This is a genomic window from Mycobacterium florentinum, from assembly GCF_010730355.1.
Lineage (GTDB): Bacteria > Actinomycetota > Actinomycetes > Mycobacteriales > Mycobacteriaceae > Mycobacterium > Mycobacterium florentinum.
In genome coordinates this window covers 4170737-4194662 of record NZ_AP022576.1, presented here as the reverse complement: position 1 = coordinate 4194662, position 23926 = coordinate 4170737, and the positions used below count along the sequence as shown (strand labels likewise).

The 23926-nt window shown below is 67.6% G+C and carries 23 protein-coding genes, 1 tRNA gene and 1 pseudogene; 12 read left to right on the top strand and 13 right to left on the bottom strand.

The features are described 5' to 3' along the window. The first annotated feature begins 392 nt into the window (after positions 1-392). Positions 393-1942: pseudogene (locus G6N55_RS19840) on the top strand (HNH endonuclease signature motif containing protein). 19 nt (positions 1943-1961) lie between these two features. Here G6N55_RS19840 and G6N55_RS19835 read toward each other — a convergent pair. Together G6N55_RS19835 and G6N55_RS19830 are read right to left on the bottom strand one after the other, a co-directional pair. Continuing rightward, the gene (locus G6N55_RS19835) at positions 1962-3197 is read right to left on the bottom strand and encodes a PPE family protein (protein WP_085223215.1); all 1236 of its coding nucleotides are present in this window, start codon (positions 3195-3197) and stop codon (positions 1962-1964) included. Between the two features lie 12 nt (positions 3198-3209). After that, entirely contained in the window at positions 3210-3509 is a 300-nt protein-coding gene (locus G6N55_RS19830) for a PE family protein (protein ID WP_085223212.1), read from the bottom strand. Between the two features lie 432 nt (positions 3510-3941). Here G6N55_RS19830 and G6N55_RS19825 point away from each other — a divergent pair, with 432 nt between their 5' ends. From G6N55_RS19825 to G6N55_RS19810, 4 genes are all read left to right on the top strand, one after another. Beyond that, positions 3942-4799 (top strand): helix-turn-helix transcriptional regulator, encoded by an 858-nt coding sequence (locus tag G6N55_RS19825; protein ID WP_085223210.1) that lies wholly within the window; start codon positions 3942-3944, stop codon positions 4797-4799. 70 nt (positions 4800-4869) lie between these two features. Next, complete coding sequence (locus G6N55_RS19820; RefSeq protein WP_232078795.1) at positions 4870-6117, top strand: cytochrome P450 family protein; 1248 nt, start codon at positions 4870-4872, stop codon at positions 6115-6117. Further along, the gene (locus G6N55_RS19815; protein ID WP_085223206.1) at positions 6114-6383 is read left to right on the top strand and encodes a hypothetical protein; all 270 of its coding nucleotides are present in this window, start codon (positions 6114-6116) and stop codon (positions 6381-6383) included. Before G6N55_RS19820 ends, G6N55_RS19815 begins: the two co-directional genes overlap by 4 nt. 11 nt (positions 6384-6394) lie before the next feature. Further along, a complete protein-coding gene (locus G6N55_RS19810; RefSeq protein ID WP_085223204.1) occupies positions 6395-7132 on the top strand; it encodes an SIMPL domain-containing protein in 738 nt (245 codons plus the stop codon). A 28-nt stretch (positions 7133-7160) separates the two neighbouring features. Here the strand turns inward: G6N55_RS19810 and hpt are convergent, their stop codons facing one another. From hpt to dacB, 4 genes are read right to left on the bottom strand one after another with little or no spacing between them, the layout of a single operon-like run. Next, positions 7161-7814, bottom strand: a complete 654-nt coding sequence (gene hpt / locus G6N55_RS19805; protein ID WP_139826917.1) for a hypoxanthine phosphoribosyltransferase — start codon at positions 7812-7814, stop codon at positions 7161-7163. 11 nt (positions 7815-7825) lie between these two features. Next, positions 7826-8785, bottom strand: coding sequence for a tRNA lysidine(34) synthetase TilS (tilS, locus tag G6N55_RS19800; RefSeq protein WP_085223201.1), 960 nt, complete (start codon positions 8783-8785; stop codon positions 7826-7828). Then, positions 8764-9810, bottom strand: coding sequence for a zinc-dependent metalloprotease (locus G6N55_RS19795; RefSeq protein WP_085223236.1), 1047 nt, complete (start codon positions 9808-9810; stop codon positions 8764-8766). Before G6N55_RS19795 ends, tilS begins: the two co-directional genes overlap by 22 nt. Next, the gene (dacB, locus tag G6N55_RS19790) at positions 9807-11192 is read right to left on the bottom strand and encodes a D-alanyl-D-alanine carboxypeptidase/D-alanyl-D-alanine endopeptidase (protein WP_139826916.1); all 1386 of its coding nucleotides are present in this window, start codon (positions 11190-11192) and stop codon (positions 9807-9809) included. Before dacB ends, G6N55_RS19795 begins: the two co-directional genes overlap by 4 nt. Before the next feature lie 123 nt (positions 11193-11315). Between dacB and G6N55_RS19785 the strand changes: the two genes are divergently transcribed. Continuing rightward, positions 11316-11804, top strand: coding sequence for an inorganic diphosphatase (locus tag G6N55_RS19785; protein ID WP_085223199.1), 489 nt, complete (start codon positions 11316-11318; stop codon positions 11802-11804). A 58-nt stretch (positions 11805-11862) separates the two neighbouring features. Then, on the top strand, positions 11863-12555 hold the full coding sequence (locus tag G6N55_RS19780) for a hypothetical protein (protein ID WP_085223198.1): 693 nt from the start codon (positions 11863-11865) through the stop codon (positions 12553-12555). Between the two features lie 125 nt (positions 12556-12680). Here G6N55_RS19780 and G6N55_RS19775 read toward each other — a convergent pair whose 3' ends face one another. Next, positions 12681-13760, bottom strand: coding sequence for a DUF475 domain-containing protein (locus G6N55_RS19775; RefSeq protein WP_085223196.1), 1080 nt, complete (start codon positions 13758-13760; stop codon positions 12681-12683). 104 nt (positions 13761-13864) lie between these two features. Between G6N55_RS19775 and G6N55_RS19770 the strand changes: the two genes are divergently transcribed. From G6N55_RS19770 to G6N55_RS19760, 3 genes are read left to right on the top strand one after another with little or no spacing between them, the layout of a single operon-like run. After that, the gene (locus G6N55_RS19770; protein WP_085223195.1) at positions 13865-15151 is read left to right on the top strand and encodes a hypothetical protein; all 1287 of its coding nucleotides are present in this window, start codon (positions 13865-13867) and stop codon (positions 15149-15151) included. Between the two features lie 19 nt (positions 15152-15170). After that, entirely contained in the window at positions 15171-15866 is a 696-nt protein-coding gene (locus G6N55_RS19765; protein ID WP_085223193.1) for a glycosyltransferase family 2 protein, read from the top strand. A 13-nt stretch (positions 15867-15879) separates the two neighbouring features. Then, positions 15880-16221, top strand: coding sequence for a DUF2304 domain-containing protein (locus G6N55_RS19760; protein WP_085223191.1), 342 nt, complete (start codon positions 15880-15882; stop codon positions 16219-16221). On the opposite strand, the gene G6N55_RS19755 is transcribed toward G6N55_RS19760, so the two are convergent. Continuing rightward, positions 16218-17162 carry a GDP-mannose 4,6-dehydratase gene (locus tag G6N55_RS19755; RefSeq protein WP_085223190.1) on the bottom strand — a complete coding sequence of 315 codons (945 nt, stop codon included), beginning with the start codon at positions 17160-17162 and terminating at the stop codon, positions 16218-16220. The two genes, G6N55_RS19760 and G6N55_RS19755, sit on opposite strands and share 4 nt — an antisense overlap. A gap of 32 nt (positions 17163-17194) precedes the next feature. Between G6N55_RS19755 and G6N55_RS19750 the strand changes: the two genes are divergently transcribed. Further along, the gene (locus G6N55_RS19750; protein ID WP_085223188.1) at positions 17195-18985 is read left to right on the top strand and encodes a hypothetical protein; all 1791 of its coding nucleotides are present in this window, start codon (positions 17195-17197) and stop codon (positions 18983-18985) included. Positions 18986-19028: 43 nt separating this feature from the next. On the opposite strand, the gene G6N55_RS19745 is transcribed toward G6N55_RS19750, so the two are convergent. From G6N55_RS19745 to G6N55_RS19725, 5 genes are all read right to left on the bottom strand, one after another. Beyond that, positions 19029-19448 carry a DUF3060 domain-containing protein gene (locus tag G6N55_RS19745; protein ID WP_139826915.1) on the bottom strand — a complete coding sequence of 140 codons (420 nt, stop codon included), beginning with the start codon at positions 19446-19448 and terminating at the stop codon, positions 19029-19031. A gap of 57 nt (positions 19449-19505) precedes the next feature. Next, on the bottom strand, positions 19506-19778 hold the full coding sequence (locus G6N55_RS19740) for a hypothetical protein (protein WP_085223185.1): 273 nt from the start codon (positions 19776-19778) through the stop codon (positions 19506-19508). A gap of 144 nt (positions 19779-19922) precedes the next feature. Beyond that, on the bottom strand, positions 19923-20720 hold the full coding sequence (locus G6N55_RS19735) for a glycosyltransferase family 2 protein (RefSeq protein WP_085223184.1): 798 nt from the start codon (positions 20718-20720) through the stop codon (positions 19923-19925). Between the two features lie 72 nt (positions 20721-20792). Next, positions 20793-20868: transfer RNA gene (locus G6N55_RS19730), tRNA-Thr, on the bottom strand. Between the two features lie 59 nt (positions 20869-20927). Continuing rightward, the gene (locus tag G6N55_RS19725) at positions 20928-22145 is read right to left on the bottom strand and encodes a DNA polymerase III subunit delta' (protein ID WP_085223234.1); all 1218 of its coding nucleotides are present in this window, start codon (positions 22143-22145) and stop codon (positions 20928-20930) included. An 89-nt stretch (positions 22146-22234) separates the two neighbouring features. Between G6N55_RS19725 and G6N55_RS19720 the strand changes: the two genes are divergently transcribed. Continuing rightward, complete coding sequence (locus G6N55_RS19720; RefSeq protein WP_139826922.1) at positions 22235-23917, top strand: adenylate/guanylate cyclase domain-containing protein; 1683 nt, start codon at positions 22235-22237, stop codon at positions 23915-23917. Positions 23918-23926: the final 9 nt, after the last annotated feature.

Sequence of the window (23926 nt, the reverse complement as noted above, 5' to 3'; positions counted from 1 at the left end):
GAACTACCGTCCGCGCATTGGACTGCGCCGGGGCTGGCCGGATCATCGATGGTCCACGTTCCGTTGGACAGCGTCGCCCGGCTGTTCCCCCCGGTATCCCAAGCGACATTCGCGCATCCGTCACCGCACGAAGTGACTGTCCAGGTGTGTGAGTAACTCTTCCAAGCCGCTTTATAGCTGCCGCTCATCGTTTGGTCGGCCCACGCCGTGCCAGCTGCGCCGACCGCTGAGCCGGCGAGCACAGCGGCCGCAGCGATAGCTCGCGTTTTTGTCATGATCTCGTCTCCTTCCTGGCGGGTCTCAATCCATGGATGAAGATTTGCACAGTCACTGCCTTGGCTGGGGATATCGGCCAAGTTCGTTTTGCTGGAGAATTGTCGGACCGCTCACCTATGTTCGAATGCGTTAACCCCAGCGACCTGGTGATGGGGATCGAGTCTGCGCATCGGCGGGAGTCGGCGCTGGTGGCGCGACGGCTGGCGGCGGTGGCGGCGTTGCTGCGGCATCGAGTGGCCGCGGCCGGGCAGGTCGCCGAGGACCAGCGGGGTTATGCGGTGATCGACGGGTTCGAGCGGACCGCGGCCGAGGTGGCCGCCGCGATGAACCTGTCCCCGATGGCGGCCGGCTATCTGGTGTCGGATGCCGAGGCGCTCGATACCCGGCTGCCTGAGGTTGCGGCGCTACCGGCCGCGGGCCGTACCGATTGGCGCACCGTCCGGTTGATCATCCGCCGTACCGACTTGATCACCGATGACGAGTTGATGGCCGAGGTCGACCGATCACTGGCCGCGCGCATCGGCAACTGGCACAGCTGGTCGCGACAACGGATCGTCAATGCCGTCGATGCCGCGGTGCGCGGCGTTGATCCCGATGCCGCCCGGCAGCGACGCGAGTCCGCCGAGAATGATCGCTACATCGCGATCAGCACGCTGGACAACGGGATGGCCGACATCGATGGCACCGTCGGGGCCGCGGCCGCGACGGCCTTTGATCGCCGGCTCTCCCAGCTTGCCGGGCAGGTGTGTGCCGCCGACCCGCGCACGACCGAGCAGCGCCGCGCCGATGCCGTGGCCGCGCTGACCCAGGCACGCGGCCTGGCATGCCGGTGCGGACAGTCGGACTGCCCCGCCACCGCCGGTGCCGGCGAACCGGAGTCGCGTGGGGGGCGGGTGGTGATCAACGTGGTCGCCGGCCAACAGACGGTTTATGCCGATAGCGATGCGCCGGGCTACCTCGAGGGGTACGGGGTCATCGACGCCGAACAGGTCCGCGAACTGGCTTCTACCGCCTCACTTCTCGTCGCTGATCCGGTCACCAGCGCGGCCGAGGCGCTGCGCTATCAACCCTCCGCGGCGCTGGAACGCTTCGTTCGTTGCCGGGATCTGACCTGTCGCTTCCCGGGATGTAGCCGCCCGGCGGTCGTGTGCGATCTCGACCACACCGTCGCGTTCAACCACCAGGATCCGGCGGCGGGCGGGCTGACAGTGGCGGAGAATCTCAAATGCCTGTGCCGCCAACATCACCGACTCAAAACCTTCGGTGCATGGCGCGATGCTCACCTGGCCGACGGCACCGTCATCTGGACCTCGCCCACCGGGCGCACCTACCGCACCCACCCGGCGGGCGCGGATCTTTTCCCGCAGCCGCGCGGCCCGGCGTGCGCCGCACCCACCGCGGTGCGACGTGACCGGGCCACGCAACGACATGCCCGAATCAGTCAGGCGCGCATACATAACCGCCGCCAACAGGCCCGCAAAGAGGAAATCGCTGCGCGTAAGTTCCGAAACCACATGCGCGACACACTGTTCGCATTCAAGGGCACACCCGCCACCAGCCCGTTCTGCACCTGGGTCAACGAACCCCGCGAACCCGAAGAACTACCCGCAGACTGGGCCCCCGACCCGCCAGCACCAACACCCCCGCCCACGACCCGCCCTTCTGAGAACGCGCCGGCCATCGCATCACCCTCCCGCCGGGGGGTGAGCGATGACCATGGGTTTGAAACCGTATCGGGGAGGCGCGAAGTGGGCCGCGGCCGCGCGCCCCGCCCCGGTGCCCATCAGTGGCATCCCTCCCACCGCATTGGTCGCGGGTTGTGCCGCCGCGGCGGCACCGAGGCCGTTGAGCGTCACGGCGCTGGGGTTCGACACCGGAGTGACAGCCCCCCAAGACGACGGAACCGACAAGCCGCCAACGGATCCCGCTTTGCCCACGGATCCCATGGCATTGCCGAGGGCACCCGAAAGCGCATGTGGCACCGCCTCGGCGGCCCGCGCTGCACCCTCGGCCGCGTGGGCGGCGCCCTCGGTGGCGGCCTTGGCTGCCTGAGGTGCGAAGCCCTGCGCCAGCTGCTGAACGTCTCTGAACGAGGTGGTGAAAAGCCTTGTCGGCGAGACCAATTTGATGAATGCGTCAAATGGCGAGCTGCCATCCAGAACCTGCGAACCCGTCAGACCCTCGAAAATATCGCCCAGCAACCCGTTGAGCTGAATCCCATCCCCGTCGGAGTTCATGCCGATCCCACCGAAGTTGAACCCGGCATTCTGCTGCGGATTGCCGGCCAGCGCCGACAAGGTTTGGGGCACCGCGTTGAGCGTCTGCGCATTGGTGCCCGCGTTGGCTCCGGCCGCCTGCGCGACCGCCGCAGCCTGGCCTGCGGTCCCGTCAGCGTTGGCAGCCGGGGCTGCCGGTTGGGGCGGCGGCAACGTCGCCGCCGCGGAAGACGCACCCGCATAGCCGTACATCGCGACCGCGTCTTGCGCCCACATCTCGCCGTACTCCGTCTCGGTGGCCGCGATTGCCGCGGTGTTCTGTCCGAGGAAGTTCGTCGCCAACAACTCCATCAGCAACACCCGGTTCGCCGCGACCACCTGCGGCGGCACCGTTTCGGTGAAGGCCGCCTCGAAAGCACCCGCCGCCGCCGCGGCTTGCGTACCGGCCAGTTCCGCCTGCCCGGCCGTGCTCCGCAACCACGCCACCTGCGGCATGGCCGCGGCGAGCATGATCGCGGCAGACGGCCCCTCCCAGGGCCCATCGGTGAGGCCTCCGATCAGCGCCCCATAGGCAGCCGCCGCGGCATACAGCTCGGCGGCCAACCCGTCCCAGGCCGCCGCGGCGGCCAGCAGCGGCCCCGAGCCCGCGCCCGAATACATCAGTGTGGAGTTGATCTCCGGCGGCAACTGCGCGAAATCCAGCATCGGTGTATCCGCCTAACCGACCGTGGTGGCGTTGGCGATTTCGGTGGCGGCATACGAACCGGCGCTGACGCCGAGCGTTGCCGCCAACTGCTCTCGGACTGCCGCCGCCTCGGCGCTGATCCCCTGAAACAGCTGCGCGTGCGAAACAAATTGCGCCGCAGTCAATATCGACACGACATCGGAAGCGGCAGGAGCCACTCCCGTCGTCGGCATTGCCACAGCCGAACTCCCCTCCCGCACTGCCTCATTCACGCTGCGCAGCTCGGCGGCAACCGCATTCAGCACTTCAGGCTGTGCCCTTACGAAAGACATAACTCCTCCTCAAAATGGCTTCGATGCAACGGGTTTCAGTGCCCGGTGGGTCTCGGTATCCGAGGCTTCCAGTACCCACTCGCGGACTCCCGAATCAGACGACTGGACACGTTAGGCACGCTGAGCCCAGAAATGACAGCCCCGGGCTGGCCAATTCATTGCCGAGTCGAAAACTGTTCACATTTCTGGTCGTAGCTGCTGCGACTTTTGTTTTTCGCATGAAAAAGCCTGCAAACAAATATGATTGGAGATTTATATGAGTTTGTTCATGACGCCCCTAGTGGGAGTTATGCTTCGCGCACGAAAGCCGGTCGGCTGCAGGACCTCAACGGGGAATCGCCCACCCCGACCGAGCTCCCGTCGTAGGCCCGCGCCGCCGAGTTGATGACGGCTAACTGCCGGTTATGCTGGGTAAAAGCAGCTAATCCGCAAATGCGACGGGACGAAGCCGATGCCGACGCGCAAATCTTGTGCGGGTTGACCACCGTGGCCGAGGAATCCGCCCTTGCGCAGTTTCTGCGCGCCCGCCGAAGTCTGGTGCAGCCCGCCGACGTGGGTTTGGCGGCCGGTCCACGCCGCAGAGTCGCCGGACTGCGTCGCGAGGAAGTAGCGATGCTCGCCGGCATCAGCACCGACTACTACCTGCGACTCGAGCAGGGCCGCGAAGAGCATCCGTCTGATCAGGTGCTCAATTCCCTGGGCCGGGCCCTGCTGCTGGATGACGACGCGGTCGCGTACATGCGAAACCTCATGCGCCATCAGTCCACCGATGGCCGCATCGAACCGCTGCAGGAGCTACATCCCGCGCTCGGCGCCCTGCTCGACGGATGGCCGCTGGCCGTCGCGTGCGTGATAGATCCCGGGATGACCGTGGTCCTCGCCAACAGGCTTGCCGCGGCGTTCTCGCCGCACTTACAGGCGGGCTCCAACACCATGCGGGAACTGTTTCTCGATCCGCATTCGCCAGACTTCTACCGCAATTGGAAGTTGCTGACCGCGTGGTCGGTCCGTTTGATTCGCGCGTTATACGGTCAACGCCCCGACCCCGCGCTGATTCGACTGGTCGACGAGTTGATCGAGCACAGCCCCCGGTTCCGCCAGCTGTGGGAGCGCCACGACGTCAAGCACAAACCCGCCGGTGGGCTGAGCATCAACCACCCGCGGGTCGGAACGCTGGATCTCAACTTCCAGCAAATGGTGCTGCCGGCAACCGGACATGTGCTGGTGGCCTACTGGGCCGACCCGGGTTCCTCCTCGGAAGCCGCGCTGGGCCGCCTCGAGGTCGGCTGAAGCTGGGAGTCGGGCAACCAGGAGTCACGCGTCCTGGATAGCCCCCGTTTGCTGCAGCAGTATTCGTGAGGTGAGCCAGAACGCATTCCAGATCGCCGCGGAATCGGCGCCCGCCGAAAACCCACCACGGCTCGGCCGGGCCTTCATCCAGGACCCGCACGCCCTGTATCGCCGGCTGAATACCGAAGCCCCGGCGCATAGCGTCGAGATCTGGGGTGGGGCGTACGCCTGGCTGGTCACGCGTTACGACGAGGCGCGCGCGCTGTTGGCCGACCCGCGGCTGAGCAAGAACTGGCAGGGGCTCACCGGGTTTTTTCCAGCGGACAACCATGATCCGTACCGGTCGCCGCTCAACAGCCATATGCTGCTGCAGGACCCGCCCGACCACACCCGGCTGCGCAAACTGCTCACCAAAGAGTTCACCGCCGCCAGCGTGCGAAAGATGCGACGCGACGTCGTCGGGATCGCCGACGAGTTGCTCGATCGCGTAGCGGTTGCCGCGAGCGGCGGTGCCGTGGTGGATCTGATGTCCTCATACGCGGTTCAGCTGCCGCTGGGGGTCATCGGCCGGCTGCTCGGCGTGTCATCCGACGATCGCGACCGCTTTCGCACCCACGTTGAACCATTGCTCACCAGTAGCGACCCCGCCATATTGAATGCCGCCGAGAATGCGCTGATCGACCTGCTGACCGCGCTGATCGCCCACAAGCGCGCACTGCCGGCCGACGATCTGCTCAGCGCATTGGTGCATGCGTCCGACGTCGACGACAAACTGTCCTCCGACGAGCTGCTCTCGACGGCGTACCTGCTCATTGTGGCCGGCTACGAAACGACGGTGAACTTGATAGGCAACGGGGTTCTTGCGTTGCTGCACAACCCATCTCAACTCGCCGCGTTACGTGCCGACCCGTTGTTGATGCCGTCGGCGGTCGAAGAGTTCCTGCGGTTCGAGAGTCCGCTCAACACGGCCACCATGCGGTTCACCACCGAGGCGATCCGGGTCGGTGAGTTCGAGATACCCGCGGGTCAACTCGTCTTGGTCGCCCTGCTCGGCGCCAATCACGACGGCCGCCAGTTCGACGATCCGGACGGCCTGGACGTGTCCCGGACGCCCAACCCGCACCTGGCGTTCGGGCACGGCATTCACCACTGTCTCGGCGCACCGCTGGCCCGCCTCGAAGGTGAGATCGCCATCGGCCGGCTTCTTGCCCGTTTTGAACGAATCGCATTGGACAGCAACATCATTCTGCAATACCGACATAGCACCCTGATGCGCGGCCTGACCGCACTTCCCGTCCGTCTGCGTGAGTACCCATGAACGAAAACAGTACCCAGTACGGCACAATTCAACTGCTGAGCATGGTGGCGGGAGCGCTGGTCGCCCCGGCCATCACGCCCGCGTTGACATGGACCACGATCGCGACGAATCTTCCTCTCGCCCTGGTGATCGTGCAGCTAGTTGCCATGGCATTGATCTCAAACCTTCTTTTGCACAAGCTGTTTCGATTTCACGAGTTGAACGACGGCGACCGCGATGACCAGGCCACGAGCAACCCCTGCAGCGGTGAGCCGCCAAACGGCTAGGGTTGCCAGGCATGGCGATCGAAAAGCACTCTTCCCGTATCGTCGGACGGTCGATTGCGGCGGCCACGGCCGCCTTGGCCATCACCACGGTGTCGGCATGTGATTCCCACAACGCGGCGCCACCGGGAGCGAATCCTCGTCAGGTCACCGTGGTGGGATCCGGCCAGGTGCAAGGCGTCCCGGACACGTTGACGGCCGAAGTCGGCATCGAATTCAGTGCACCCGACGTCACCTCGGCGATGAACCAGACCAATGACCGCCAGCAAGCCGTCATCAATGCGCTCGTGGGTGCCGGCCTCGACCGCAAGGACATCAGCACCACCCAGGTGACGCTGCAGCCGCAATACGGCACTCCCGAGACCACGATCACCGGCTACCGCGCCACCAACGCCATCCAGGTCAAGATCCACCCCACCGATGCCGCATCGCGCATGCTCGCGCTGATCGTCAGCACCGGCGGCGACGCCACCCGGATCAGTTCGGTCAGCTACTCCATCTCCGACGACTCGCAGCTGCTCAAGGATGCGCGGGCGCGGGCCTTCAACGACGCCAAGAACCGCGCCGACCAGTACGCCCAGCTGTCCGGGCTGCGGCTGGGCAAGGTGCTGTCCATCTCGGAGTCCACCGGGAGCGCACCGGTGGCCGGGGCACCACCGGTGCCACCCAAGGCCATGGCGACCGCGGTACCGCTGGAGCCGGGTCAGCAGACGGTGAGCTTCTCGGTCACCGCGGCGTGGGAGCTGGATTAGTCCGCGGCCGATGGCGGCGACTCGCTAGCTACTGCTCGTAGACCCTGGGGTCCAGGGTGCCGATGTACGACAGGTCGCGGTAGCGCTCGTCGTAGTCCAGGCCGTAGCCCACGACGAAGTCGTTGGGAATGTCGAAGCCCACATAGGCGATCTCGGCGTTGGTGCGCACGGCGTCGGGCTTGCGCAGCAGCGTGCACACCCGCAGCGAGCGGGGATGGCGGGTCTTCAGGTTGCGCAGCAGCCAGGACAGCGTCAGGCCGGAGTCGACGACATCTTCGACGATCAGGACGTCGCGACCGTTGATATCGCGGTCCAGGTCCTTGAGGATGCGCACCACGCCTGACGATGAGGTCGAGGACCCGTACGAGCTGACGGCCATGAATTCGAACTGCGTCGGCACCGCAATCGCGCGAGCCAGGTCGGTGACAAAGATCACGGCGCCCTTGAGCACGGTGATCAGCAGCAGATCCTGTCCGGCCTCGGTGACGGGCTCCCGGTAGTCGTTGGCGATCTGATCGCCAAGCTCGACGATGCGGGCCTGGATCTGCTCGGTCGTGAGCAGCACAGACTTGATGTCCCCCGGGTACAGGTCCACGGGCTGCTCGGGGGTTATCGCCGAGGAGATCTGGGCCACGCCCACAGCGTGCCATGCCAGCGGCCGAACAACCAACGGCGGCGACATTTTGCGGACTTTTACACAGGCTCTCGCCGCAAGGTGAGCACGCCGTCGCGCCGCCCCGCGATCAGCCGCTCGCCCCGCAGATCCGAGCCGACCGCCACCCCGCCCTGCCCGCGCCAGGCGGTGACCAGCGCGTCCACCCCGCGGATCTGCTTGTCGGTCAGGCCGGTCGCCCCGCCGGCCAGCAGCCAGCCGCGGATCACCCGGCGCCGCACCGGGTCGGGCAACGTGGCCAACCCCTGAGCCTGCAGCCCGGGGTCCGCCCGCACACCGGGCAGCGCCTGGGCCGCCAGGGTGTCGATGAACTCGGTGTCCTCCCGCAGCGCCGTCGCGGTCCGGGCCAGCGCCTCAGCCACCCCGCCGCCGAGGGTGTCCTCGAGCAGCGGCAGCACCTCGTGCCGCAGCCGGGCCCTGGTGAAGCGACGGTCGCTGTTGTGCGGGTCCTGCCACGCGGTCAGGCCCAGCTCGAGGCAGGCGGCATGCGTGGTGGCCCGCCGGACCCCCAGCAATGGCCGGCACCACGGCGGATCGTAGGGGCGCATACCGGCGATCGAGCGCGCTCCAGAGCCTCGACCCAGGCCGAGCAGCACCGTCTCGGCTTGATCGTCGAGGGTGTGGGCAAGCAGCACCGGGCCGGGCTGGTAGGCACTCAACGCGGCGTAGCGAGCCGCGCGCGCCGCGGCCTCGGGACCGCCGTCATTGCCCACTTGCACGCAAATGACTTGGGCGTCAACACATCCCAACGCGATGGCCTGGGTACGCGCGGTTTCGGCGACGGCGGCCGACTCGGGCTGCAGGCCGTGGTCGACGATCAGCGCGGTGGTGGGCCGCAGCCGCGCCGCGACCGCGGTGAGCGCCAGCGAGTCCGGGCCGCCCGACAGCGCCACACCCCACTGGTCCCCGGTGACCAGATAGGTCGTCGCGAACGCCTCGACAGCCGCGCGCAGCTGTCCTACAGGATCCTGTCGATCCATCGCTGGGGGTCTTCGATCTCGGCGGGCAGCGGCAGTGTTTCGGGGCCGGACCAGACGGTGTTGAACCGCTCCATCCCGACCCGGCCCACCACGTGGTCGACGAACGCCTTGCCGCGGGTGTACTGGCTGAGCTTGGCGTCCAGGCCGAGCAGCGCACGCATCAGGCGCTGCAGCGGCGGCGGCTTGCGATGACGGCGGTCGTCGAATTTGCCGCGGATGGCGGCCACCGACGGCACCGCCTTGGGTCCGACGGCATCCATCACGTGGTCGGCGTGGCCCTCGAGCAGGGTGCCCAGCACCAGCAGCCGATCGAGCGCCTGGCGCTGCGGCTCGGACTGAACGGCGCGCACCAGCCCGACGATGCCTGACGCGGAAGCGTCGGGCGTGCCCAGGCCGCGGTTGCGCACGTACTCGGCCAGCCTGCCGGCCACTTCGCCGATGTCGTCGCCCGCGTCGCGGGTCAACAGCGCCAGCGAATCCGACATGTAGTCGGGCAGCCAGCGGTTGGCGGTGAACTGCACCCGGTGCGTCACCTCGTGCAGACAAACCCACAGCCGGAAATCGGCCGGATCGACCCGCAGCTGGCGCTCGACGGCGATGACGTTCGGGTACACCAGTAGCAGGCAGCCCTCTTTGTCGGCGAAGAACGGGTCGTACTGGCCGAGGATCCCGGACGCCACAAACGCCAGCACGGCGCCGGTCTGCGCACCGGTCAGCCGCCCGGTGAGAAATCCGCGCGGCTTTTCGGTTCCGTTCGTCATCACCCGCATCGAGTCCGCGGCGGCGCGGACCCACTCCCCACGGTCGACGATGCGGGCGGCCGGCACTTCGCCGTTGGTGGCGAGGCCCGTCACATCACGCACCAGTGGTTCGGCTTTGGTCGCCGAACTCGCGAGCTCGTCGATCGCCTGACGGCGGGTGTACGCGCTGGCGGGCGGTCCGGGCCGGGCCAGCCGAACGCCGACCGTCGCCGCGAACTGCCAGTCGACGGCGGTGCCAAGGGTCAGGTCGGGCGGGGCGCTCATGTGCACCCGCAGGTCCACAGCCGCGTGGCCAGGGCGTCCATCGCGTTGCGTCCGTTCGGGCCGGCGGCGTTCGAGATGAAGGCGAACGTGAGCACGCGCCCGGTGCGGTCGGTGACGACGCCGACCAGTGAGTTGATAGCGGTCAGCGAGCCGGTCTTGGCACGCAACCAGCCGGCCGGTCCCTGATTGGTCGCCTGGTCGAGGAAGCGGTCGGCCAGCGTCCCGCTGCCGCCGGCGATCGGCAGCAGATCCAGCAGCGCCCGCAGCGACGGCTGGTCCGGCCCCGCGGCGGCCTGCACGGTGCCGTCGAGGGTCTTGGCCGTCAAGCGGTCGTCGACCGAGAGCCCGCTGGAATCCACCAGCGTGGCGCCGGTGGTGTCGACGTGCGCGGTGCTCAATCGGTTGGTCACCGCGTCGACCGCGCCCGCGAAGCTGCGCGGCCGGTTGATCGCCGCGGCCACCTCACGGGCGATGGATTCGGCCAGGACGTTGTCGGAGTGATCCATCATCTCGCCGAGCCGCTGGACCAGCGGTGCCGATTGCACCACCGCCAGCTGCCGGGCGCCGGACGGCGCCGAGGCGATGGTCACCGCGGCCGGATCCAGACCGAGAGCCTTGGCCAGCTCCCGCCCGGCGTCCAGCGCCGGAGTCTTCGACCGCCGCGAGTTGACGGTGCTGGGCTGGATGCGGCCGCAGTCGATCATCACCGACTCGATCGGCGCGATGTCGCCGTTGTCGATGTCGGTGGGATCCCAGCCCTGCGCCATCGTTGGGCCGCTGAACGCCGAGGTGTCCACCTGCACGGTCGTCGGCGTCATGCCGCTGCGATGGATCTGCTCGACCAGGTCGCTGATGCGTGGCGCACCGCGGTACCAGGTCGGCACGTCGGGCGGCGCCGCCGACAGCGTCGGATCACCCGCACCCACCAGCACGATCGGCCCCTGGGCGTTCTGACTGCCGGCCACGACGCGGGTGCTGATGCGGGCCTGACGATCCAGCGTCAGCAACGCCGCGGCCGCCGTCAGCACCTTGTTGGTCGACGCCGGCACCAACGGCACGTCGTCGGCCACCTGCCAGAGCTCCTTGCCGGTGAGGGCATCGGTGATCCGGCCCCCCAGCCGGCCGAGATTGGGATCGGCGGCCACCGGGGCCAGCACGGCCGCCATCGCAGCGGCCGAGGGCGTCTCGGCGGTGTCGGCGACGGGCACCATTCCCGGCTTCACGATCGGTGCCCGTGGCGGCGGCACCGCGACGTGCGCACCGCTGCTGCCGTGTCCGCCCGAGGTGAAAAACGTTGCCGCGGCCACTACGGCGGCGACGAACGCCAGCACGGCCAATCCGATGAACACCTGGGTGGATTTCCGCCAGCGAGTACGACCCATCACTCTCCTGACTGTTTGGTCCTATTCTGCCGAATCTGCCGAAACTCGCTCGACTAGGGTGATCCGCGACGAACCGATCTACCCGGGTCCACCCAGACTTCTCTCTTCAAAGGAGCCGAGACAGTGCAATTCGACGTGGTCATTGAGATCCCGAAAGGCCAGCGAAACAAGTACGAGGTCGATCACGAGACGGGGCGGGTGAAACTCGATCGCTACCTGTACACCTCGATGGTCTACCCGACCGACTACGGGTTCATCGAGGACACCTTGGGCGAGGACGGCGACCCGCTGGACGCACTGGTGCTGTTGCCGCAGCCGCTGTTCCCCGGCGTGCTGGTGGAGGCGCGGCCGGTGGCCATGTTCGAGATGACCGACGAGGCCGGCGGCGACGCCAAGGTGTTGTGTGTTCCGGCCGGCGACCACCGCTGGGACCACATCCAGGACATCGGCGACGTGCCGGCCTACGAGCTCGACGTCATCAAGCACTTCTTCACGCAGTACAAGGCTTTGGAACCGGGCAAGTACGTCAAGGCGGCGGACTGGGTCGGCCGCGCCGAAGCCGAGGCCGAGGTGCAGCGCTCGATCGAGCGGTTCAAGGCCGAAGGGCACTAACGCTGCCGGCGTAATCGCGTCAACCCCACGCGCCGATCCTCGGTGGCATCCTGGCGGGGTGACCCCGGTGCTCCATTTCGCCGCGAACTTCTGGTGGCTGATCTTCCCGTTCGCGGGTGCGGTCGGCACCGGCGTCAGGGCGGTGGTCGCCGCCAACGAGCGTCGGGCCGAGCGACGCATGGAACGCTACCGGCTCAAACAGCAGACCAAGATCGCCGTGGCGCAAGCGTCCGGCCGGGTGCGCGACGACGAGGAAAGCTCGCGGCGGGATCTCACGAAACTCATTGCGGCACATGCTCGTACCGACGCGCAGTGGCTGGAGTACGAGGTTGACGTCGCCAAATTGCTGGATTTCCCGCTGATGACGAATATGCGCGATCCGCTGACCATCGCCTTCCACAAGGCGAAGCGGCGCGCAGACCTGTTGCGCCCGGAAGGGCCCCAGGATTTCACCGGCGATCGATCGGCGTACCTGGACTACCGCGATGCGGTCCACGAGTACATCAGCGCGTTCGAGATCGCCGAGGCCGAGGCAATTCGCCGGCGCCGCAGCGACTTCGCGCAAGATGATCAGCAGCGGCTGGCCCGGGCCCGGCACCTGCTGGACCTGGCGCAGGACGAGGGAGCCACCCGCGAGGAGCGCCAGATTGCCTACGCGCGGGCCGGCAGGGAGCTCGACGGCCTCATCGTGCTGCCCGCTCGCGCGCGGGCCGACATCGAACGGCGCATCGTCGGGCAAATCGAGGCGTAGCCCGGCGACGATGCGGGCCGTGCAACGGCCCGCTGAGGAGTCGGGCAAATCGAGGCGTAGCCCGGCGACGATGCGGGCCGTGCAACGGCCCGCTGAGGAGTCGGGCAAATCGAGGCATAGCCGCCTCAGGTGGTCTGCGCCTCGCGCTTGTTGCGCAGCACGCTCCACCCGAACGCCGCCCCGATGAAGACCACTCCGACCGAGGCGGTGGCGACCTCGGGGATCTGGTAGCGGTGCTCGATGGACAGCAGCATGATCACCGCCAGCGCGCCGATCGCCCAGTGCGCGCCGTGTTCCAGGTACACGTAGCGGTCCAGCGTCTGCTGCTGGACCAGGTAGATGGTGATCGACCGGACGAACATCGAGCCGATCAACCCCAGACCCAGGGCGATGACGATGGGGTCCGAGGTGATCGCGAAGGCACCGGTGACCCCGTCGAACGAGAAGGCCGCGTCCAGCACCTCGAGATACAGGAACAGCGTCAGGCCGGCCTTGCCCACCGCCAGGACCGGCGCGGCGGCCTCGGCGTCGTCGACACCCGGCGGCCGGAACGCCTGGCTCAATCCGTTGACGACCAGATAGGTCACCAGGCCCAGCAGCCCGGCCGTCAGCACCGTCGCGCAGTCCTTGCCGGAGTGGGTCAACTGCGTGCCGACCAGGACCAGCACCACGGCGGTGGCCACCACCGAGACCTCGGCGAGACGACCAATCCGGGCGAAAGGGGCCTCAATCCACTTGAGCCACTTGATGTCTCGGTCGTAGACGATGAAATCCAGGAACAGCATCAGCAGAAATATTCCGCCGAACGCCGCGATCTGCGGATGGGCCGAAGTCACCAGCTTTTCGTAGCTGGGTGAGCCGTCAGCGAATTCCAGTGCGCCGTGCGGCGGCGGGTTGAGCGCCAGGTGCAGCGCCTGAACCGGGTCGATGCCCGCGCTCGCCCAGACAATGAGCAGTGGGAAGAGCAGCCGCATGCCGAACACGGCGATCAGAATCCCGATCGTCAGGAACATCTGCCGCCAGAACCGACTCATCCGCTTCAGCACGGCGGCATTGATGATCGCGTTGTCGAAGGACAACGACACCTCGAGGATGCCCAGGGCTATCAGAAGAAACAGGGCATTGAGCCCGCCGTGGGCAAATCCGAGTGCGAGAGCCGTCAACGTGACTAACAGCGAAATCCCGAAGATGCGAGCTGCGGCCATGGGTCCTTCCTAGACAGCCGCTCACACTAGAGCGAAGGCGGTTGCCACCGCCAGCCAAGACGACAGCGCACTTACTATTTTCAAATGCCGATAGCGCCGCCCCGATGACCGAAGTCGGCGGTGCGGCGTCCCCATTGGGGGCTGCCGGGGCGTCCCAGGGACCGGTGGCGCGCGGCAGCGTGGCTCGAGTCGGCGCCGCGACCGCACTGACCGCGGTGTGCGGTTACGCGGTGATCTATCTGGCGGCTCGTGACCTGGCGCCGAGCGGATTCTCGGTGTTCGGGGTGTTTTGGGGCGCATTCGGCCTGGTCACCGGGGCCGCGTTCGGCCTGCTGCAGGAAACCACTCGCGAGGTCCGCGCCACCCGCTACGTCGATGTGCTGCCGGACCCCGAATTCCGCAACCACCCGCTGCGCGTCGCCGCGATGGTCGGTGTCGCCGCGGCCGTCGTGATCGCGGGCAGCTCGCCACTGTGGAGTGGGCGGGTGTTCGTGGAGGAACGCTGGTTGTCGGTGGCGCTGCTCTCCGTCGGCCTGGCCGGGTTCTGTCTGCACGCCACCCTGCTCGGCATGCTGGCCGGCACCGACCAGTGGACCCAGTACGGGGCGCTGATGGTGACCGACGCGGTGATGCGGGTGACGATCGCCGCGGCCACGTTCGTGCTCGGCTGGGGTTTGACCGGCTTCCTGTGGGCGACGGTGGCCGGCGCGGTGGCCTGGCTGGCCATCCTGGTCGCCTCGCCCACGGCCCGCGCGGCGGCCCGGCTGCTGACACCCGGCAACACCGCAACGTTCTTGCGGGGCGCCGCGCACTCGGTCACCGCTGCGGGCGCCAGCGCGATCCTGGTGATGGGATTCCCGGTGCTGCTCAAGCTGACCTCGAATCAGCTTGGGGCACAAGGCGGTGTGATCATCCTGGCCGTGACGTTGACCCGCGCGCCGCTGCTGGTGCCGTTGACCGCCATGCAGGGCAACCTGATCGCACATTTCGTGGACGAACGCCGCGACCGGCTGCGGGCACTGCTCGCCCCGGCGGCGATCATCGGCGGCATCGGCGCGATCGGGGTGCTGGCGGCCGGCCTGGTGGGCCCGTGGCTGCTGCGGGTCGCCTTCGGTGCCCAGTACGACGCCGGCAGCGCCCTGTTGGCGTGGCTGACGGGCGCGGCGTTGTCGATCGCCATCCTGACGCTCACCGGTGCCGCGGCCGTGGCCGCCGCGCTGCATCGGGCGTATGCGCTGGGCTGGGTCGGGGCCACCGCGGCGTCGGGGCTGTTGCTGCTGCTGCCGCTCCCGCTGGAGACCCGCACCGTGGTCGCGCTGCTGTGCGGCCCGCTGGTGGGAATCGGCGTTCACCTGGTGGCGCTGGCGCGCGCCGGGCGCTTAACCGGCTGATCCTGGCTACCCTGTTCACATCGAAACGGATTACCAAGGCGTCTGGATCGTCATTCCCGCCTTCAACGAAGCCACCGTCATCGGTGAGGTGGTCGCCGATGTCCGGTCGGTCTTCGACCACGTCGTCTGCGTCGACGACGGCAGCGCCGACGACACCGGCGAAATCGCCCGGCGGGCCGGGGCTCATCTGGTACGCCATCCGGTCAACCTGGGGCAGGGTGCGGCCATTCAGACCGGCGTCGAGTACGCGCGCAAGCAGCCCGGCGCGCGGATCTTCGCGACGTTCGACGCCGACGGGCAGCATCGCGTCAAAGACGTGTCCGCGATGGTCGACCGGCTCGTCGCCGAGGACGTCGACATCGTGATCGGAACGCGGTTCGGCGGGCTGGAGAGCAGCCGGCCGCCACTATTGAAACGGATCGTGCTGCAGACGGCCGCGCGGTTGAGCCCACGCGGTCGCCGACTCGGCCTGACCGACACCAACAACGGGCTGCGGGTGTTCAACAAGACGGTGGCCGACGGGCTGGACATCACGATGAGTGGGATGAGCCACGCCAACGAATTCATCATGCTGGTCGCCGAAAACCATTGGCGCGTAGTCGAACAGCCGGTTGAGGTGCTGTACACCGACTACTCGATGTCGAAGGGTCAGCCCTTGCTCAACGGCGTCAACATCATTTTCGACGGGTTCCTGCGAGGAAGGATTCCGAGATGAGAAGGACCGAAAGATGAACTGGATCCAGGTGCTGCTGATCGGATCGATCATCGCGCTGTTGATCTATCTGCTGTGGTCGCGCCGTAGCTCGCGGTCGAAGGCCTGGGTCAAGGTCGGCTACGTCTTCTTTGTGCTGGGCGGTATCTACGCCGTGCTGCGGCCCGACGACACGACCGTGGTCGCGCACTGGTTCGGGGTGCGCCGCGGCACCGACCTGATGCTCTACGCGCTGATCATGGCGTTCAGCTTCACCACGCTGAGCACCTATATGCGGTTCAAGGACTTGGAGTTGCGCTACGCGCGCCTCGCCCGGGCCGTCGCGCTGGAGGGCGCGCAGGCGCCGGAGCCGAGCTAGCCCGTCTGGGTGTGCCGGAAGAACTCGACCGTGCGGCGCACGCCCTCTTCGAGTTCCACCCGCGGTCGCCAGCCCAAAACCGCTGCCGCTGAACTGATATCGAGGCAGGACCGCTGAAGGTCGCCGAGGCGATCCGGGTGAAATTCCGGATCGTCCGGTCCGCCAACGGCTTTGGCCACCGCCGTGTGCAGTTGACGGTCGGAGGTCTCTATTCCGGTGCCGATGTTGAAGCGCTGCGCACTGCCGGCCTCGCCGGAGGCTTTGACGAAGGCGTCCACGACGTCGTCAACGAACACGTAGTCGCGGGTCTTGCCGCCGTCCCCGAAAACCTTGGTGGGCTTACCGGACAGCAGCGCCTGGGCGAAGATCGCCACCACGCCCGCCTCACCGTGCGGGTCCTGGCGCGGGCCGTAGACGTTGGCCGGCGCGATGTGCGAGCAGTCCACGCCGTACAGGTGCCGAAACGTGTTCAGGTAGATCTCGCCCGCCACCTTTCCGGCGGCGTACGGCGACCAGGGATCGGTGGGCTCGGTCTCGGGCGTCGGGATTTGCGCCGGGGTGCCGTAGATGGATCCCCCGGACGAGGTGTGCACGATTTTGCGGACGCCGGCGCGACGCGCGGCCTCGGCCAGTCGCACCGTGCCGATCACGTTGACCGAGGCGTCGAACTGCGGTTCGGCCACCGAGTGCCGCACGTCGATCTGGGCGGCCAGGTGAAACACCACCTCGGGCCGGTGCTCGTCGAGAATCGCTTCGAGGTCCGCGGTCACGATGTCCGCCTCGACGAAGACGTGGTCGGGATTGTCGGCGAGATGCTCGAGGTTGCGGGCCTTGCCCGACGCGAAATTGTCCAGGCTCACCACCGAATGTTCGTCCGCTAGCAAGCGGTCGACCAGCGTCGACCCGATGAACCCGGCTGCCCCCGTAACCAGTGCGCGCACCGGCCCACCATACCGACCGGTAAGAAATAACCATGCCCGCCGCCGTGACCCGGATGCCGAAGGTCGCCCTCGCGGCGGCCGCGCTGATCGTGGTTGCGCTGGCGATACGGGCGGTGCTGGCCTTCGGCGGCTACTTCTACTGGGACGATCTGATTCTGATCGGGAAGGCCGGAACGCAGGGCTTGCTGTCGCCGTCGTACCTGTTCGACGACCACGACGGCCACGTGATGCCGGCGGCTTTCCTGATCGCCGGCGTGCTGATCCGGCTGGCCCCGCTGGATTGGACCGGGCCCGCGATCAGCCTGGTGGTGCTGCAGCTGCTGGCCTCGCTGGCGCTGCTGCGCGCCCTGTACGTGATCCTCGGCTGGCGTCGCGTGCTGCTGATCCCGCTGACGTTCGCGCTCTTCACCCCGCTGGGGGTGCCGGGGTTCGCGTGGTGGGCCGCGGCGCTGAACTCGCTGCCGATGCTGGCGGCGCTGGCCTGGGTGTGTGCCGACGCGGTGCTGCTGGTGCGCACCGGCAACCAGCGCTACGCGCTGACCGGCGTGCTGGTCTACCTGGGCGGGTTGCTGTTCTTCGAGAAGGCGGCGGTGATTCCGTTCGTCGCCTTCGCCGTGACCGCGCTGCTCGGCCATGTGCGCGGCGAGGGCTCCGCGCTGCTGACCGCCTGGCGCGGGGCCTTGCGGCTGTGGGTCGCGGCGCTGATCCTGACGGTGGCCTGGGTGGCGCTCTACCTCGCGGTGGTCAATCAGCAGCGATGGAGTTCCGACCTCGCGATGACCGGAGATCTGCTGTCGCGGTCCATCACCCACGGCATCGTGCCGGGGCTGGCCGGTGGGCCTTGGCATTGGGACCGCTGGGCACCGGCCTCCCCGTGGGCCACTCCCCCGCCGCTGGCGATGGCGCTGGGCTGGCTGGTGCTGATCGCGGTGCTGGCGCTGTCGCTGATCCGCAAGCAACGCCTCGGCCCGGTGTGGCTGACGGCGGCCGGTTACGCCGTGGCGTGTCAGGTGCCGATCTATCTGATGCGCTCGTCGAAGTTGACCGCGCTGGAGCTCGCCCAAACCCTGCGCTATCTACCGGATCTCGTTGTCGTGCTGGCGCTGCTGGGTGCCGTCGGGCTGTGCGCACCGAACCGGTCGCTGGGGGCTCGCTGGCTGGACGCGTCACCGCGACGCGCCATTGCGGCAACGGGTTTGGCCGTGTTGTTCGTGGCCAGCAGCCTGTATTCGACGGCGACGTTCCTGACCAGTTGGCGCGACAACCCCACCCAGACATATCTGCGCAATGCACAAGCCAGTCTGGCTGCAGCCCACGCGAATTCAACCGCACCGCTGCTGGATCAGGAGGTCGATCCGCTGATCCTGCAACGCGTGGTGTACCCGGAGAATCTGGCCAGCCACATGTTCGCCCTGCTGCGCGATCGTCCGGAATTCGCCACGGCGACAACGCAATTGCGGATGTTCGACAGTGCGGGTCGGCTGATCCCGGCGCGGGTCACCTGGATTAGGACCATCAAACCCGGACCGATGCCCAAGTGTGGCTATTTCGCGCAGCCCGATTCGCCGGCGCGCATGGTGCTCGACGGTCCGCTGCTGCCCGCCGACTGGACCGTCGAACTCAATTACCTGGCCAACAGCGACGGTTCGATGACGGTCTCGCTGCCGGAGGGGCCCTACGTCAAGGTTCCGGTGCACCCCGGCCTCAACCGGGTATACGCCCGGCTGCCGGGCGCGGGCGACGCGATCATGGTGCGGGCCGACACCACCGCGCTGGCGCTGTGCATCGCGTCGGGGCCGATCGGTTTTCTGGCGCCGGCCTGAGTCGGGGACCGAACGTGACTGTGGCGTCACACTCGGCGCCGCGTTAGCCGGCCTGGAAGCCGCCGGGTCCCCGGATGTCGTTGTTGTGCCCCGGGTTGCTGATTCGCGGGACGGTGCCGCCCGGACCGTTCTCCCAGGTGATGTGGTTGCCCATCCCGGTGGCGTTGATGACGGCAACGGTTTGCAGGTTCACGGTGTTGGCAGCGCCGCTGACGTCGACCTCGCCGCACGACCCGTTCAAGGTGATGGTCGAATCCTCACCCACGATCCGGATGGGCGATTGAGTCCCACAGTCATAGGTGACGAACTTGAAGCTGGCGTCGATCTTGGCCGGCGATAGGTCCTCGGGTACCTGCCAGCGCCCCGCGGGCCCACTCGCCCACGCGATATCGCCTGGCGCAGAAGCCATTCCGACGAATATCACGCCGATGACCAGCACGCGGAACATGGTCCACCCTGTCACCTGGCACCAGTGTGTGACGAGGACTTAGAACGCTGGGGTTTTAACTGCGCGCTACACCTATGCGGCGCTGGGCCCCTGCCATGGCGCCGCGTTCAGGTCGCGGTGGGCCACCGCCGCAGGGTGAATCCGGGTGACGGGAGCCAGGTCGTCATCGCCCCGCTCGTCACGCTGCACCTGGCGATAGGACAACCAGGCGGCGCCGATGCCCGCGATCACAAGCGCGAGAGCCAGCAAGACCAAAACGTCGCCGAAGGCGAATAGCAGGAGGATTCCCGCGACGGCCCACACCGCCTCACCGATCGGGTAGTGGGATTCGTTGTTGTGCAGCATCTCGGCCTCGCTCGAAATCCGGCGCCACCTCCTGGTGCGGCGACTAAGTCTCTCAACGCGGGCGCGGCGGAAAGGCTGCCCCAATGCGGGTGATGGTGACTCAACTCACGGTGAGTCGATGTCGCCGCCCGACGCCGGCGTCACTCAATGGGATTCAGCGAATGAAACTCCGGCAAATCCGCCTTCGCCGGCGGATGGGGTGTAGCCGGGAAAATAGTGACCGAGCATGAAGTCCGGCAGCACGTACTGCGGGAACGCTCGAGAGATGTTGTTGCGATGGACGATATGCAGTGCCAAGCCCTCGGTGTCGGGCAGATAACGCGCCCGGAAGCCGGCATTGACGGCCTCTTCGAAAAATTGCGCGTCCTCGCCGTGGTCTTGATCCGGGAAACGCACCGCGTCGGCCACCGTCCGGCGCCAGGCGGAGGCGAACCCGTAACCGGTGGCCTGCATATGCGACGACTCTGGAAGCACACCGTGCGTCGACACCGGCACGAACGGATCATGCGGTGACAGGACGTAGTGCACGGGCCACAACACATCCGATTCCCAATAGCAGAACCTGTCGTGGATCGGGCTGTGGGCGAACCAACCGCTCAAGGTGACGTAATCGTCGTCGCCGAGCAGCGCCAGCATCCGCTCCACATAGGCCGGCGAATAATAGTCGTCGTCGTCGAAGCGCATCAACACATCCCCGCACGCCTGTTCCATCAGCGTATTGAGCTTCGCCCCGATCGACATGCGGTCGCCGGGCCGGTGGAGGTAATGAATTCCGTCGCTTCGATATTCATCGCCGGCAAGGGATTCATCGGATTCCGGGCTGTCGTCGAGGATCAGCAATTGCAACGCGCCGTCGAATGTCTGCGCCCGGTAGTAACCGATCATCTGCCGCAGCTGCGCGCTGCGCTGATAGGTCGGGCAAATCACGCTGACGCTCGTCATCGCGGGTGAGGATACCGGAGTTCAAGTAGGCAGACCTGGCAAACGGATTCGAGCACAAGTCACCGTGATTGATGGAGCCGCCTGGGGGAATCGAACCCCCGACCTATTCATTACGAGTGAATCGCTCTACCGACTGAGCTAAGGCGGCGCACCCTCAAGCTGGGCGGCACGAGTCTACGGCAGCCGGGCGCACGCGCCCAAACGCGTTCAGTCCCGCAGTTGCTGCCCAATGGCGGCCACCATCGCGTCGACGGCGAACTTGGGCTTGACGTTGACCGCCAGCGCTTCGCGGCACTCCAGCACCGCCTCGATGCAGCGCAGCAGCCGCTCGGGCGCGGCGTGCGCGGCCAGCGCCGCCACCCGCTCGGCCATATCCGGGTGGTTGGCCCGCACCCCGCCCGCCTGGGCGGAAACTACGAGCGCATCGCGGAAGTAGGTGGCCAGGTCGATCAACGCCCGGTCCAGCGCATCGCGCGACGCCCTGGTCTCGCGGGACTTCTGCCGCCGCTCGAGGTCCTTGATCGCACCCGTGGCACCGCGCATGGCCCCGGCGGTGCCCTTACCGGTGCCGCCGGCCCCCAGCGCCGTGCGCAGCTCCTCAATCTCGGCCTCCGCACGGTCAGCGGTCAATACGACGGCCTCGGTTTCGGCCGCGGCCACCAACTCCTCGGCGGCGGCGTAGGCGCGCGCCGGGGTCGCGGCGTCGCGCACCAGGCCCAGCGCGCGCTCGCGGCGCTCCCGGGCCTCCGGGTCGGTCGCCAGCCGGCGCGCCCGCCCCACGTGTCCGCCGCTGACCGACGCCGCCCAGCTCGCCGTCTCGGCACTCAGCCCGTCACTGTCGACCAGCACCTGCGCGATCGACTCGGTCGACGGGGTCACCAACGCGACGTGCCGGCATCTCGACCGCAGCGTGACCGCGATGTCCTCGGGATCCACCGACGGCGCGCACAGCAGGAACACCGTCGACGGCGGGGGTTCCTCGACCACCTTCAGCAGCGCGTTCGCGGCACCTTCGGTCAACCGATCGGCGTCCTCGACCACTACGATCTGCCAGTTCCCGGTGGTGGGGCGCCGCGACGCGGTCTGCACAATCGCGCGCATCTCGTCCACGCCGATGGACAGGCCCTCGGGGATCACCCGGCGGACGTCGCCGTGGGTGCCCGCGATCGTCGTCGTGCAGGCGCGGCACTGGCCGCAACCGGGGCCGCCGTCGGCACCGGCGGACGTGCATTGCAGGGCGGCCGCGAAGCACAGCGCGGCAACCGATCGTCCCGAACCCGGCGGGCCGGTGATCAGCCACGCATGTGTCATAGTCCCGTGGTCCCCATCGCTGTGATCGGGATCACTTCGGGCCGCCCTCGCGGCGGCGAGCAGCGTGGTCTCGACGGCGTCTTGGCCTACCAGCCGCGTAAACACTCCGGACATCACCGGCAACACTAGTGAGACGGACCGACGTCTACCCGACGGCTACCGTATCGCGACAATTCCGTGATCTTTTCCGACGTTTCGCCAGGATCCGGCGACTTGCCGAAGCAATTAAGGGTTACCGAAGTGTCCCTGCCGACCGATACGGTGGGTTGGTGGCAACACCGGGTGCTCTGCCCGGGCGAATCAGCGCGTTCGTCCGGTGGGTGGTGCGCACTCCGTGGCCGCTGTTCTCGCTGAGCATGCTGCAGGCCGACATCATCGGCGCGCTGTTCGTGCTCGGATTCCTGCGCTACGGCCTTCCTCCGCAGGACCGTATTCAACTGCAGGATCTGCCGACGCTCAACCTGGCGATCTTCGCCAGCACGCTGGTGATCTTGTTTCTCGTCGGCGTGGTGGTCAACCTCCGGCTGCTGATGCCGGTGTTCCGCTGGCAGCGCCGCGACAACATGCTCGCCGACGCCGATCCGGCCGCCACCGAGCTGGCCCGTAGCCGCGCCCTGCGCATGCCGTACTACCGCACCCTGAGCACGGTCGTGTACTGGTGCATCGGCGGCGTGGTGTTCGTCGTCGCCAGCTGGTCGGTGGCCCGGTTCGCCGCGCCCGTCGTCACGGTCGCGACCGCGCTGGGCGCCGCGGCGACCGCGATCATCGGCTACCTGCAGTCCGAACGAGTATTGCGGCCGGTGGCCGTGGCCGCCCTGCGCAGCGGGGTGCCGGAGAACGTCAAGGCGCCGGGCGTCATCCTGCGCCAGATCCTGACCTGGATGCTTTCCACCGCGGTGCCGCTGCTGGCGATCGTGCTGGCCGTCGTGGCCGACAAGGTTTCGCTGCTGCATGCCGAGCCGGAGAGCCTGTTCAATCCGATCCTGTTGCTGGCCCTGACCGCGCTGGGCGTCGGCCTGATCAGCACCCTGCTGGTGGCCATGTCGATCGCCGACCCGCTGCGCCAGCTGCGCTGGGCGCTCTCGGAGGTGCAGCGCGGAAACTACAACGCGCACATGCAGATCTACGACGCCAGCGAGCTGGGCCTGCTGCAGGCCGGCTTCAACGACATGGTCCGCGACCTGTCCGAGCGGCAGCGGCTGCGCGACCTGTTCGGCCGCTACGTCGGCGAGGACGTGGCGCGCCGGGCGCTAGAGCGCGGCACCGAGCTGGGCGGGCAGGAGCGCGACGTCGCGGTGCTGTTCGTCGACCTGGTCGGCTCCACTCAGCTGGCCGCGACCCGGCCGCCCGCCGAGGTGGTCCACCTGCTCAACGAGTTCTTCCGGGTGGTCGTCGACACCGTCGGCCGCCACGGCGGCTTCGTCAACAAGTTCCAGGGCGACGCCGCGCTGGCGATCTTCGGCGCGCCGATCGAGCACCCGGACGCCTCCGGGGGTGCGCTGGCCGCGGCCCGCGAATTGCACGACGAACTCCTGCCGGTGATCGGCGGCGCCGACTTCGGCATCGGGGTGTCCTCGGGCCGGGCCATCGCCGGCCACATCGGCGCCCAGGCGCGCTTCGAGTACACCGTGATCGGCGACCCGGTCAACGAGGCGGCGCGGCTGACCGAGCTGGCCAAGCTGGAGCCGGGCCACGTGCTCGCGTCGGCGATCGCGGTCAGCGGCGCGCTGGACGCCGAGGCCTTGTGCTGGGACGTCGGCGAGGTCGTCGAGCTACGCGGTCGCGCTGCACCCACTCAGCTGGCCCGGCCGTTGAATCTTGCTGTCCCGCCGACGGTTTCGCCACCGCAGGCTGCCACCGAAGATGTAGCCAGCAAAATTATGTGATGCCCGGGC

What these genes read in the sequence shown, in the direction of transcription:
- G6N55_RS19815 (WP_085223206.1), top strand. Translation starts at nt 6,114, where the DNA reads ATGAACGAAAACAGTACCCAGTACGGCACAATTCAACTGCTGAGCATG.
- G6N55_RS19725 (WP_085223234.1), bottom strand. Translation starts at nt 22,145, where the DNA reads ATGTCCGGAGTGTTTACGCGGCTGGTAGGCCAAGACGCCGTCGAGACC.
- dacB (WP_139826916.1), bottom strand. Translation starts at nt 11,192, where the DNA reads ATGGGTCGTACTCGCTGGCGGAAATCCACCCAGGTGTTCATCGGATTG.
- G6N55_RS19735 (WP_085223184.1), bottom strand. Translation starts at nt 20,720, where the DNA reads ATGACGAGCGTCAGCGTGATTTGCCCGACCTATCAGCGCAGCGCGCAG.
- G6N55_RS19810 (WP_085223204.1), top strand. Translation starts at nt 6,395, where the DNA reads ATGGCGATCGAAAAGCACTCTTCCCGTATCGTCGGACGGTCGATTGCG.
- G6N55_RS19825 (WP_085223210.1), top strand. Translation starts at nt 3,942, where the DNA reads ATGCGACGGGACGAAGCCGATGCCGACGCGCAAATCTTGTGCGGGTTG.
- G6N55_RS19750 (WP_085223188.1), top strand. Translation starts at nt 17,195, where the DNA reads ATGCCCGCCGCCGTGACCCGGATGCCGAAGGTCGCCCTCGCGGCGGCC.
- G6N55_RS19835 (WP_085223215.1), bottom strand. Translation starts at nt 3,197, where the DNA reads ATGCTGGATTTCGCGCAGTTGCCGCCGGAGATCAACTCCACACTGATG.
- G6N55_RS19770 (WP_085223195.1), top strand. Translation starts at nt 13,865, where the DNA reads ATGACCGAAGTCGGCGGTGCGGCGTCCCCATTGGGGGCTGCCGGGGCG.
- G6N55_RS19830 (WP_085223212.1), bottom strand. Translation starts at nt 3,509, where the DNA reads ATGTCTTTCGTAAGGGCACAGCCTGAAGTGCTGAATGCGGTTGCCGCC.
- G6N55_RS19795 (WP_085223236.1), bottom strand. Translation starts at nt 9,810, where the DNA reads ATGAGCGCCCCGCCCGACCTGACCCTTGGCACCGCCGTCGACTGGCAG.
- hpt (WP_139826917.1), bottom strand. Translation starts at nt 7,814, where the DNA reads ATGTCGCCGCCGTTGGTTGTTCGGCCGCTGGCATGGCACGCTGTGGGC.
- G6N55_RS19760 (WP_085223191.1), top strand. Translation starts at nt 15,880, where the DNA reads ATGAACTGGATCCAGGTGCTGCTGATCGGATCGATCATCGCGCTGTTG.
- tilS (WP_085223201.1), bottom strand. Translation starts at nt 8,785, where the DNA reads ATGGATCGACAGGATCCTGTAGGACAGCTGCGCGCGGCTGTCGAGGCG.
- G6N55_RS19775 (WP_085223196.1), bottom strand. Translation starts at nt 13,760, where the DNA reads ATGGCCGCAGCTCGCATCTTCGGGATTTCGCTGTTAGTCACGTTGACG.
- G6N55_RS19740 (WP_085223185.1), bottom strand. Translation starts at nt 19,778, where the DNA reads ATGCTGCACAACAACGAATCCCACTACCCGATCGGTGAGGCGGTGTGG.